Source organism: uncultured Campylobacter sp. (genome assembly GCF_905371695.1).
Taxonomy (GTDB): domain Bacteria; phylum Campylobacterota; class Campylobacteria; order Campylobacterales; family Campylobacteraceae; genus Campylobacter_A.
Window position 1 is genome coordinate 1 of record NZ_CAJPMA010000055.1, and the last position, 11,526, is coordinate 11,526.

The 11,526-nt window shown below is 47.4% G+C and carries 13 protein-coding genes and 1 pseudogene; 9 read left to right on the forward strand and 5 right to left on the reverse strand.

Annotated elements, in window-relative coordinates; genetic code table 11:
• Nucleotides 1-39: 39 nt before the first annotated feature.
• Nucleotides 40-783, forward strand: a pseudogene (dapF, locus tag QZ147_RS06020) (diaminopimelate epimerase); the annotation flags it as partial.
• 247 nt (nt 784-1,030) lie between these two features.
• Here the strand turns inward: dapF and rplT are convergent.
• Both rplT and rpmI read right to left on the reverse strand, forming a co-directional pair.
• A complete protein-coding gene (gene rplT / locus QZ147_RS06025) occupies nt 1,031-1,387 on the reverse strand; it encodes a 50S ribosomal protein L20 (RefSeq protein ID WP_295148171.1) in 357 nt (118 codons plus the stop codon).
• A gap of 98 nt (nt 1,388-1,485) precedes the next feature.
• Nucleotides 1,486-1,677, reverse strand: coding sequence for a 50S ribosomal protein L35 (gene rpmI, locus QZ147_RS06030; protein ID WP_295148174.1), 192 nt, complete (start codon nt 1,675-1,677; stop codon nt 1,486-1,488).
• A 296-nt stretch (nt 1,678-1,973) separates the two neighbouring features.
• Here rpmI and moaC point away from each other — a divergent pair, with 296 nt between their 5' ends.
• Genes moaC through QZ147_RS06045 form a run of 3 tightly spaced genes read left to right on the forward strand, consistent with a single transcriptional unit; the run spans nt 1,974 to nt 3,929 of the window.
• Nucleotides 1,974-2,450 carry a cyclic pyranopterin monophosphate synthase MoaC gene (moaC, locus tag QZ147_RS06035; RefSeq protein WP_295148176.1) on the forward strand — a complete coding sequence of 159 codons (477 nt, stop codon included), beginning with the start codon at nt 1,974-1,976 and terminating at the stop codon, nt 2,448-2,450.
• The gene (locus tag QZ147_RS06040) at nt 2,425-2,688 is read left to right on the forward strand and encodes a DUF493 domain-containing protein (protein ID WP_295148178.1); all 264 of its coding nucleotides are present in this window, start codon (nt 2,425-2,427) and stop codon (nt 2,686-2,688) included. Before moaC ends, QZ147_RS06040 begins: the two co-directional genes overlap by 26 nt.
• 8 nt (nt 2,689-2,696) lie before the next feature.
• Entirely contained in the window at nt 2,697-3,929 is a 1,233-nt protein-coding gene (locus QZ147_RS06045) for a hypothetical protein (protein ID WP_295148181.1), read from the forward strand.
• 310 nt (nt 3,930-4,239) lie between these two features.
• On the opposite strand, the gene QZ147_RS06050 is transcribed toward QZ147_RS06045, so the two are convergent.
• From QZ147_RS06050 to QZ147_RS06060, 3 genes are all read right to left on the reverse strand, one after another.
• On the reverse strand, nt 4,240-4,785 hold the full coding sequence (locus QZ147_RS06050) for a GNAT family N-acetyltransferase (RefSeq protein WP_295148184.1): 546 nt from the start codon (nt 4,783-4,785) through the stop codon (nt 4,240-4,242).
• Nucleotides 4,786-4,959: 174 nt separating this feature from the next.
• Nucleotides 4,960-5,757 (reverse strand): M48 family metallopeptidase, encoded by a 798-nt coding sequence (locus QZ147_RS06055; protein WP_295148186.1) that lies wholly within the window; start codon nt 5,755-5,757, stop codon nt 4,960-4,962.
• A gap of 1 nt (nt 5,758) precedes the next feature.
• Entirely contained in the window at nt 5,759-6,730 is a 972-nt protein-coding gene (locus QZ147_RS06060; RefSeq protein ID WP_295148189.1) for a putative transporter, read from the reverse strand.
• Nucleotides 6,731-6,833: 103 nt separating this feature from the next.
• Between QZ147_RS06060 and QZ147_RS06065 the strand changes: the two genes are divergently transcribed.
• From QZ147_RS06065 to QZ147_RS06085, 5 genes are all read left to right on the forward strand, one after another.
• Entirely contained in the window at nt 6,834-7,286 is a 453-nt protein-coding gene (locus QZ147_RS06065) for a DUF411 domain-containing protein (RefSeq protein ID WP_295148191.1), read from the forward strand.
• 113 nt (nt 7,287-7,399) lie between these two features.
• Nucleotides 7,400-8,737 carry a hemolysin family protein gene (locus QZ147_RS06070; RefSeq protein ID WP_295148193.1) on the forward strand — a complete coding sequence of 446 codons (1,338 nt, stop codon included), beginning with the start codon at nt 7,400-7,402 and terminating at the stop codon, nt 8,735-8,737.
• 657 nt (nt 8,738-9,394) lie between these two features.
• Nucleotides 9,395-10,363: a GTP 3',8-cyclase MoaA gene (gene moaA / locus QZ147_RS06075; protein WP_295148196.1), complete on the forward strand. Its 969-nt coding sequence runs from the start codon at nt 9,395-9,397 to the stop codon at nt 10,361-10,363.
• Between the two features lie 2 nt (nt 10,364-10,365).
• On the forward strand, nt 10,366-11,121 hold the full coding sequence (locus tag QZ147_RS06080) for a 7-carboxy-7-deazaguanine synthase QueE (RefSeq protein WP_295148199.1): 756 nt from the start codon (nt 10,366-10,368) through the stop codon (nt 11,119-11,121).
• On the forward strand, nt 11,122-11,526 hold a 405-nt coding region (locus QZ147_RS06085; protein ID WP_295148201.1), incomplete at its 3' end, for a 6-carboxytetrahydropterin synthase.

The following is an 11,526-nucleotide window of genomic DNA, read 5'->3' on the forward strand; positions in this document are numbered from 1 at the left end:
GTTGTCGTAGGCGTATAAAAACGCCGCGCGCGAGCCGGCGGCGTGGGCGCGGACGGGCTTATCGTATTGCTGCCTAACGGACGAAATAGCGTAAAATGGGAGTTTTATAACTCCGACGGCAGCTATGCCGCAATGTGCGGCAACGGCTCGCGCGCGGCGTTTTTATACGCCTACGACAACGGGCTAATCTCTCAAAACGCGACGCTTTTAAGCGGCGCGGGGCTAATTAGCGGAAGCGTCGGGAGCGAGAAATTCTGCTTTAAAAACGGCAAAATTTGCGAAAATTCGGGCGAAAATTCAAACGATGAGGACGAAATTTTCGTGCTAAAAGCCAGAAGCGTGGAAGTGGCGCTAACAAGCCCTAAAAAACTGAGCGAGAGCTTTAAAGAGAACGGCTTTGCGTGGCATTTTTACGATACGGGCGTGCCGCATTTAGTCGCGTTTACGGACGATCTTGCGAAATTCGACGTCGATCTAGCGCGCGCGATGCGGCAAAAATACGACGCGAACGTAAATTTCGCCCTAATAACGAGCCGCGGCTCTAAAAATTTTAGCGGCGCGGATCTGCGCGTGCGCACCTACGAGCGCGGCGTGGAAAACGAGACGCTAGCGTGCGGAACGGGTATGGCGGCGTGTTTTTACGCGGCTTACGAGCTTGGTTTAGCGGCGGATATGATCGCCGTGCGGCCTAAAAGCGGCGAAATTTTGGGCTTGCGTCTAGACGGAGGTAAAATTTTTTTTAAAGGCGTCGTGCAGCACGTATTCGACGTAAATTTAGGCTAACCGCGAGGCGCGTTTAAAGCGCTTTATCGGCGGGAAGCTCGGCACGAGAAGGCGAATTTGAAAATATTACGACAAAGGCGTTTTTAAAAGCAGTCTTACGACGAAAAATCAAAACTAATCTATACGCAAATTTCATAAAAACGGCAAGGTAAATTCGTACGTAAATTATGGAACCGGCAAGGAAATATACTTCGGCGAAAGTATAAGTCGATAAAAGGAAGTAAGCCCTAAATCTAGGGCTTAAAAATTATTTCAAAGCGTCTTTTGCTTGTTTAGCAAGCGTAGCGAACGCGTTCGCGTCATTCATAGCAAGGTCTGCTAAAATTTTTCTATCAAGTTCGATTTTAGCTAGCTTTAAGCCGTTGATGAAGCGCGAATAACTGATGTCGTTTAGGCGGCATGCGGCGTTGATTCGCACGATCCATAACCTGCGAAAATCGCGCTTTTTCTGTCTGCGGTCGCGGTATGCGTATACGAGGCTTCTCTCTAACTGCTCTTTTGCTTTTCTAAAATGTTTGTGGCGCGCGCTGAAAAAGCCGCGAGCTAACTTTAATACCTTTTTATGGCGTCTCCTGCGGACTACGCCAGTTTTTACTCTTGCCATATTTATCCTTTACAAATCGGCGTCCGTTTAAACGGATCTTTCCCTAAATTTAGGGGAGTTTGAATGACTTTTGCGTCAAAAACTTAAACTGCTGGCGATCAAACGCCTAGCATTTTCTTAACTGCCGAAACGTTCGTGCCGTCAACGTATTGAGGGCCGCGAAGGTCTCTTTTGCGCGCAGCGGATTTTTTAGTCAAGATGTGGCTTCTAAACGCAGAGCCGCGCTTGATCTTATTTTTACCCACTTTAAAGCGCTTAGCAGCGCCGCGAACGGTTTTCATCTTTGGCATGCTAATCCTTTTCGTGATTTTTACGCGTAACGTAAGGACGGGATTATACTGAAAATTTCTTTAAAAAATATGAATTTTAAATCGCGACCGGGCTTTTGCGGAGAAATTCGCAAAAATAAATTTTATTAATCAAAAATTAGCTTTAAATTTAGAGCAAAATCGTATTATTCCGTCGTCCGACAAGAAAACCTCCTTTTTGTAGCGCGCGGCTTTTCTCCCCCTTTAAGGTCGCGCGCTTTACTTTCGCTTTCAAATTTCTTTGTTATAATCTCCCGAAATTTTTAAAAAGGTAAAATATGCTTACGCATTTAGACGAAAAAAATCGCCCAAAAATGGTCGATGTAAGCGATAAATCGCCGACTACGCGCATCGCGCGAGCAAGCGGCGTTATAAAAATGAGTAAAGAGGCCTTCGACGCCGTGCGAAACAACACGGGAAAAAAAGGCCCCGTGCTGCAAACCGCGGTGGTAGCGGCTATTATGGGCGCTAAAAAGACCGGCGAGCTAATCCCGATGTGCCATCCGCTTTTAATCAGCGGCATCGATTGCGACGTCGAGGAATTGCCCGAAATTTGCGCGTTTAGGCTATTTGTAAGCGTAAAAATAGAGGGTAAAACGGGCGTCGAGATGGAGGCGCTAACCGGCGTTAGCGTCGGGCTTTTAACAATTTACGACATGATAAAGGCTATCGATAAAACGATGACGATAACGGACGTCGCGTTGGAGAGCAAAAGCGGAGGTAAAAGCGGTGAATATCTGCGATCTAAACGATAAAAAGCCCGAAATCTCATACCCGACTTTTTGGGAGTATAAAGTAGTTTTTAACGCTGACGAGGACGCGCGCGCGGCGATCTACGGCGTAGTTGGCACCAGGCGGCACAAGGTAGAATTTTCAAAATTTAGCAGGGATAAAAAATACGCCAGCTACGATTTGAGCGTGCTCGTGCTAAACGAGCAGGAGCGACTGGAAATTTTTAGCGGATTAAAACATACCGCAAAATACGTATTATAGGGGTTAAGATGCAGAATTTAGAAAAAATTTTAAACGAATACAAAAACTCTAATTTAAACGCCGACGACGTAAAAAACGCCGTGAGCGAAATTTTTGCAAAATTCGAGAACCGCGAAGGAAGCGAGCTAAAAGAGGCGCTAAAAACTAAAATGGGCGAAATTTTCGCGCTGTTTAGACGCGAAAATTTGCTAAACGCAAACGACCTAAAAAATGCGATGGAGGGCGTAAATCAGGCTATTAGCGCTAAAAAAGAAAGCGAGCTTTACGCGATGATTTGCGAGCAAGAGAGGCTTGCTAAACTAATAGATAAAAAGCGCGACGAGATCAAAAACGCGCTTAAAATTTCGTTCGAGGCGGCGGAAGAGACGATAAAAGGCGAGGAATTTAACGGCAAGGACGAAATTTTAGGACTTTTAAACGATGCGATAATGCGCGAAACCAGAATGTTTGAAATTTTAAGGGAGAGCGCGTTAAACGCGTTTTTAACGACGATCGAGCAAGGGCGCGACGTGGGCGAGACGGCGGCGCAGGTAGCCAAGCAGACGACTTACGTCGCTACGATCGAGGGAGAATTTAGCAAAGAGCGGATTTTAGAAATCGCGCGCAAGGTCGTAAGCGCGGCGTGCGAGGCTGCAAACGAGGGGCATATATTTTCGGGCGAGTTGATAGAAGGCGCGATAAACGGCGCTCGCGAAGGCGTATCAAAGGCGATCGAGCGGCTAAAAGAGCGGGTAAAATTCGCGCCCGACGCGGAGACCTTACGTAACGATCTGCGAAATTTAAAAAATATCGACGAGGATTTCGTAGCGATGCTAAAAGAGCTCGAAAACGGCTTTGAAGGCGCGGCTAAAAACGAGATAGACAAGCTTTTAAACACGCAGTTAGATACGAATCTAGCGCGCTTAAAACGCATAAGCGATCAGGCTAGCCAAACGATAAAAGAGCGTATCGAGGAGCTTAAAGAGGGCGCCGGAGCCGCGCTGGTGGCGTCTGCTAACGAACGGCTAGAAGCGCTAAAAAACGAGCTAAACGAGCGAGCCGGCAAGCTAAAAACCAACATCGAAATAAACGAAAAATTAGAAGCCGTCAAACGCGACATCGCCGAATTGGAAAAAAAGGCGAACGAAAAATTCGAAGAGATCAAGCAGATGAACATTAAAGACGAGGCGCGAAAATTTAGCGACAGAGCGTATAGCGCGGCGAAAAACCTCGTCGCAAAAATTAAGGGCGGCGAGAGGTAGGGCTAGCTAAAATTTCGCCGCGTCCGTAAACCGAATTTACGGGCAAATTCGGTTTACGGCGCAAAATTTGACCGACTTAAAGATTCTTGTTTCGGTTGCCTCGCGCTAAAGCCTGCTATTTGCCGCGGCGACTTGCGTTTCGTCTAAATTCGCGCCTAAATTTCGCGTCATCGCGGAGCGGGGTATTCGTTTTGCAAAATTGGCTTGACCGCAGAAGACCTTGCTCTGCACGACGGGTTTAATTTTGCCTCTCCTGTTTGCGCCGTATTATGCTAGTAGGCGCGAATGTGCCGTAAATTTCGGCTAAATTTTAAATCTTTTTACCAAAAATTTCCACGCTTTTTAGCCGCCCGCCCATATCGCAGACTTGCGGCAGCGTCCCCCATCGCGCAAAGCCGAGCTTTTCGAACATTTTGACGCTAGCCGCGTTGTCTGTAAATATTACGGCTAAGATATTTTTAACGCCTAGCGAGGGCGCGATACGGATCAGATACTCAGCCGTCATCCGCCCAAGCCCCCGTCCGCGCGCGCTTTTTCGCACGTAAACGCTGATCTCCGCGGTAATGTCGTAGGCGGCTCTATCTTTATAATCGCTAAGGCTGCCCCATGCTAAAATTTGCTCGTTTTGCGCCGAAATTTCATCGTCCGCGCTTTGCCGCGCGCTAAAATTTCGCCGCGAAATATCGCCTTTAAGCACGTAAATCGGACGCCTGTCTTTGTGCGCGTCAAACCACGCTAGACGCGACTCTACGGATGCTGGCGCAAGGTCGGCGGTCGCGTTTCGCTCGGCGACGCTATCGTTGTAGATTTCTACGATAGCGGGTAGATCGTCCCGCGTAGCGAGCGAAAATTTCATATTTTATCCTTTTGCGCATCTTATTTTGATTTCGTAAAATTTACGCGCGACGTTTATTTTATTTTTTGGAAAATTTGCTAAGCCGCCGAAATCTGAGATATAACGGCGGATGCGAGCGACGCCAGCGTTTAAGACTGCAAGCCGAGCGCTTGACGGCGACGCGAAAGCCGCCGTTTACTTAGCTTTTAAATACAAAGGCTCTACCTTTTGGGCGATTTGCCTTAGATCCTCTATCCTGCTCTCGTTAGACGGGTGCGTGCTTAAAATCTCGGGTACGCCGCCGCCGCTTTGTTTAGACATTTTTAGCCACACGTTTACCGCTTCTTTGGGGTCGTAGCCCGCGCGCGCCATCAGTTCGGTGCCGATGCGATCGGCCTCGCGCTCGTGCGAGCGAGAAAACGGCAGCGATATCGTATACTGCGCCGCGACGTCTAGCAGCTGAGCACCCGCGTCTCCGAGTCCCGCCGCGGTCGAAACGGCGAAGATACCGATATTTTTAAGTTGATCTTGACTGGCTTGCTCGCGGCTGTGCTCGCGTAGCGCGTGCGCCATCTCGTGCCCCATTACGGCGGCTAGCTGCGCGTCGTTTAGCGCTAGTTTATTGATTATGCCGCTATAAACTACGATGCGGCCGCCCGGCATGCACCACGCGTTTATCGTATCTTCGCTAATTACGTTTACTTGCCACTTCCATTTTAGCGCGTCTTGCCTAAATACGCCTACTTGCTCGATTAGGCGCTCGGCGACGGCCTTTACGCGCGAGGTTAGCACCGGATCGACGTTTAGCGCGCCTTTGTTTCTAGCCGCCGTTAAGGTCTGTACGTAGGCTCTCGCAGCGCTTTGATCCATTTCTTGCGCCGAAAATAGCAGTAACTGCGATCTATCCGCGCCTACGACGCCGCCTTGGGTCGTACTGGCGCATCCTATGAAAATTCCCGCCGCCGTAGCCAAAAAAAGTAAAATTTTGCCCATTTTAAGCCCTTTTGTAGTCGATATTAGCCTCGAATTCTTTAAGCCGCTTGTGGATGGAGCGAAGCTCCGTAATCGTCGTCCAGTTATTGATAAAAACCGAAAAGCTCTCGCGTACCTGCGAAAAAGCGTTGCTAACCTGAACCAAGATCCCCAGCGTGATCGCGCCCGTAAATAGCCCGCCGCCCATTATCATATAAGGTACGATGACTAGAAACTGCGAGAACGACGTAAGCCAGATATTAAAGTATCCGTAATGCAAAAACAGCCTGTAATAGTTAAATTTTAGTCCCGTAAAAAGCTCTACGATAGCGGGCGTCTGCGCGTAGTTTTTCTTATCGTTTTCGGCGTAGACGAGCTCTTTTCTAAACGCCGCTTCGACGCGTTGATTGTTGTATTCAAGATGCGGCAGCTTAATGCCTACAAACCACGAGATAATAAGTCCGCCTATGCTTACGCCAAGCGCTATCCAAACTAGCGAGCCCGGCACGTCTTTAATCGCCGGTAGATCGACCTTGGCGCTAAGCCCCCAAAGCACGGGGATAAATGCAACTAGCGTCATCATGGCGCGAAGCACCTGCACGCCTAGGCTTTCCATGATTTTAGCGAAGCGATAAACGTCTTCTTGCATACGCTGCGAGCTGCCCTCGATATCTCGCGCGCTGGCTTGCCAAAATTTTAGATAATCAAACGTCATCGCCTCGCGCCAGCGAAATACCCAGTGGCTGGCGAAAAACGAGACGAACATATAAGTGATTACGTAAGGCATCGCGATGTAAAGAAATTTCCAAATCGCCGCCCAAAATTCGCTCACGTCGTGATCTTTGACGTTTTGCATGATATCGTAGAAATTTTTATACCAGTCGTTGATTTGCACGTTTAGGTGCGTTTGATAAATTAGCGAAAGCACGATAAGCGCCGCGCCGCCGTAAGCCCAAAGCGCCCATTTCGCGCAGCGAAAAAACGAAGAAAACATCGATTTCCTTTAAAATTTCGGGCAATTATAGCAAAATTTAGTAAAGCGAAATTTTAGGTAAAAGCGCGTATTATTTACGAGAATTTTACGTTAAAGGAAAAATATGAAGAAATTTTTACTAGCCGTATCGATCGCCGCGATTACGGTTTTAAGCGCGCAAGCGGAGGATATGAAAGTCTATAAAAGTCCTAGCTGCGGGTGCTGCGGCAAATGGGGCGAGGCGATGAAGCAAAGCGGATTTAGCTCTACGGAGATAAAAACGGACGAATTAATGCAGGTTAAGGCGCAATTTAAAGTGCCGGACGAGCTTGCCAGCTGCCACACGGCCGTAGTAGATGGTTACGTGATAGAGGGACACGTCCCGCCGGCGGAGGTTAAGCGGCTTTTAGAGCTAAAACCGGCCGATGCGATCGGTATCGCGGTGCCTGGGATGCCGATGGAGAGCGTCGGTATGAAGCAAGGCGGCGAACCCGAAAAATACGACGTGATTTTGTTTAAAAAAGACGGCTCGCAAGAGGTTTTCGCTACGTATTTAGGCGATAAGAAGCTAAAATAGCCCTAAAATTTCGGCGCGCGAGCAAAATTTGCGCGCCTTTTGCTTTTAGCTTTGATAAATTTTTACTTTTTGCTATAATTTGCCCTAAAATTTTAAATTTTTAAGGATTATACTTGTACCCCAGTAGCGACAACTCGCTTTTAATGCTAGCCTTAGCGGTTTTTTTCATCTTGCTAAACGCATTTTTCGTCCTTTCGGAATTTTCTCTCGTAAAAGTCCGCAAATCCCGTCTTGAAGAGCTCATCAAAGATAAAGTCCCAAATGCCCAACTGGCTTTTGATATGTCAAATAAGCTAGATACCTATCTTTCCGCTACGCAGCTAGGCATTACGCTTAGCTCGCTGGCTCTGGGCTGGATCGGCGAGCCAGCCGTCGCGCGCCTAATCGAGCGCCCGTTGCAAGAGTATTTTAACGTAAGCGATATAGTAGTTCATACCGTAGCTTTCGCGATCGCTTTTACGCTAATTACGTTGCTTCACGTGGTGTTAGGCGAGCTGGTGCCTAAATCCGTCGCCATCGCGAAATCAGAAAATTCCGTGCTTAAAATCGCTCGCCCGCTTCATCTTTTTTGGGTTTTGTTTTTACCGGTGATTAAAACGTTTGATTTCCTAGCCGCCGTCGGGTTAAAGGCGATGGGTATCGCGCCCGCGAAGGAAAACGAGCTGGCGCACTCGGAAGAGGAGATAAAAATCATCGTCGGCGAGAGCCTAAAAGGCGGCGTGCTAGACAGCTTTGAAACCGAGCTGATAAAAAACGCGGTCGATTTTAGCGACACAGTAGCGAAAGAGATAATGACGCCGCGCAAAGATATGGTCTGTATCAATAAACAAAAGAGCTTCGAGGAAAATTTAGCCGTCGTGTTCGAGTCTAAATACACGCGTTATCCTTATATAGACGGCAGCAAAGATACGATTTTGGGTATGATCCATATTCGCGATATTTTGGCGCTGCATTTTGACGAGAGCAAACAGCGAAATTTCGACGAGATAGTGCGAAAATTCGTCATCGTACCGGAAAATTTATCGATTTCTAAAATTCTCGTTATGATGAATAAGCAGCAAATCTCCGCGGCGCTAGTGGTGGACGAATACGGCGGTACGGCGGGGCTTCTTACGATGGAAGATATAATGGAAGAAATTTTGGGCGAATTTAACGATGAACACGACGAAGCTAGCGAGCAGTTTAAGAAGATAAACGACGAAATTTACGAGTTTAACGGGCGGTTTGACATCGAAAGCGTCGAAGAGCTGATGGGTATTAGCTTTAAAGACGAGACCGAGGAGCTTACCATCGGCGGTTACGTGTTTAATCTCATCGGGCGGCTACCGGTCGTAGGAGACCGCGCGGAGGACGAAAACTGCTATTACGAAGTGCGAAAGATGGACGGCGCTAGCATTTTGCGCGTAAAGGTAAGGAAAAAATCGGGCGAGATTAGCGAGACCGGCGAGTAGAGTCTATTCTTCGCCGCATTGCCGCCGGCAAAATGTTTGCCCGCCGCTTTTTCGCGGTCGCTTGTGCGATCTTGATCTTGCTCGATAGAAAATAGGTATTGCAGGTAAAATTTCATCCCATTGGAATTTGAAACCTATCCCCGCGCATTTTATGAAGCGCGTAGCAAGGCGTGCAAAATTTCATTCCGTTGGGATTTGAAACAACCTTTTTGACCGTATTCGTTATTAGCTTTTAGCGAGTAAAATTTCATCCCGTTGGGATTTGAAACACGAAACGGTTGGCCTAAGAGAGAGCTTCTATTTGTAGAATTTTATTTAATATATATTTGAAACGTCGATATTTCCGTGAGGAGCAATAAAACTATCAAGTAAAACTAGTCCCTCCAAAAACTAAAACGATTCGCGGCGCTCATACTTAAAAATGATCGTAAAACGTCATTGATTTTTCGGTACCTAAGGGTGCTATGATAAAAATATCCGCCGAAATTAAATAGCCGGCGCGATAATCGTTACGTATTATCTTAAAATCGCTACCAAATCCCTAAAATTCGGCAAATATAAAATTTAATACGAATGATTTTATTTTGCTTTAAAGCTTTTAATTTATAATGCCCCTAATCTGAATTTTAAGTTACGAACAAGCTTTAAAGGTTAAAAATGTTAATCGATAAATACGGTCGTAAGGTCGATTATTTGCGCATTTCCGTTACGCAGCGCTGCAATTTCCGCTGCCGTTACTGTATGCCGACCACGCCGTTTAGCTGGACGCCGAAAGAAAATTTACTCACGTTTGAAGAGCTGTTTTTATTCGTCAAAGTCGCGATCGACGAGGGCGTAAACAAGATCAGGCTAACCGGCGGCGAGCCTCTGGTTAGGAAGGATTTGGACGTTTTTATAAAAATGATCGCGGATTATAAACCGGACATCGACCTAGCGCTCACCACGAACGGCTACATGTTGCGCCACTACGCGCGCCGTTTGAAGGACGCGGGGCTAAAACGCATAAATATGTCGCTTGACAGCCTAAAAGAAGAACGCGCCGAATTTATCGCGCAAAAAGGCGTGCTACACGAGGTTTTAGCCGGATTTGACGCGGCGATCGAGGCGGGGCTAAAAGTTAAGCTAAACACGGTTGCGCTTCGCGGCGTAAACGACGACGAGCTAATAAATCTGCTAGAATTCGCTCGCGCCGCCGATAGCCAAATCCGCTTCATAGAATATATGGAAAATTCGCACGCCAAACAAGATTTAAAAGGCCTAAAAAGCGACGAAATTTTAGCTATTATCGAGCAGAAATACCGCGTTACGAAGGACGAAAAGCTGCCTAACGCGCCCGCGTCGATTTACAGACTGCAAGACGGCTATAAATTCGGTATCATCGACCCGCACAAACACGATTTTTGCGAGAGTTGCAACCGAATTCGCCTAACCGCCGAGGGTTTTTTGATCCCGTGCTTATATTTCGAGGACGCGATGAGCATCAAAGCGGCCGTTACCAAGGGCGACGTCGCGGAAGCGGCGGAAATTTTGCGCCGAGTACTCGCCAATAAACCCGAAAAAAACAAATGGGAAGTCGGCGCGCTAAACGAGACGTCAAGTAGAGCGTTTTACCAAACGGGCGGCTAAATTTGGGCGCGCTACGGCTAGTAGAGAGCTTTTTAAGCATTCAAGGCGAGGGTAAATTTCAAGGACACGCGGCGATATTTTTAAGATTTGCGGGGTGTAATCTAAACTGCGTGGGATTTGGCGTAAAAACGAAGTCTAAAAAAACAGGCGAAACGCTGATCGGCTGCGATACGGCGCGAGCGGTTTTTACGGGGCATTTTAGCTATGAAATTTTAAGCTCGGAGCAAATTCTAGCGCGCGTAGAGCGGCTTTGCGACGGGCTAAATTTTAGGCCCGTAGTCGTCTTTACCGGCGGCGAACCGCTGCTGTACGCGGAGGATCAAAATTTCGTAAATTTGCTAGAAGACTTAGACGCGCGAAATTTCGAGATACATTTTGAAACCAACGGCACGATCGAGGTAAATTTCGCTAAATTCCCGGTTTATAAAAAATGCAAATTCGCGCTCGGCGTAAAGCTGGCAAACAGCGGCATAAGCGAAGCAAAACGCATAAATCCCGTGGCGCTTGCCGCGATAATTAAAAACGCGGCGGACGGCTTTTATAAATTCGTGTTAAAAGACCCGCGCGAGAGCGATTTGGAACAAATTTTGCAGGTTTTAAAGATCGCGCGCGCCGAAGTTTGGTGTATGCCGATGGGCGCGGACGCGAAGGAGCTTGCGCAAAACGCGCGAAGCGTCGCGGATTTTGCTATAAAACACGGCTTTAACTACTCCGAGCGCATCCACGTGCGGCTTTGGGATAAAAAAGAGGGCGTTTAGATGATAATTAGAAAACTTTTCCGCTTTGAAAATGCGCATATCGTGCGCTTTTGCAGCTCTAAGCGGTGTCGTACGTCTATCCACGGACACAGCTACGTAGCCGAAATTTTGCTGCATTCCAATTTTTTAGACAACGCGGGTATGGTTTACGACTTCGGGTTGATGAAGCGCGGTATAAAAGAGATAATAGATAGCTTCGATCATGCTACGACGATATTTCTAGCGGACGAGGCGGAGTATAAAAACGATCTTAAAAAGCACTCGGCGCGTTGGGTGGAGATTCCCGTAAATCCGTCGGCGGAGCAGTTTTGCAGGCTATTTTTCGTAATAATCGACCGCCTGCTGGACGCTACTAAAATGAGTAACGGCGAGCGCGAATTTGCATTTTTTATAAACCGGGAATTT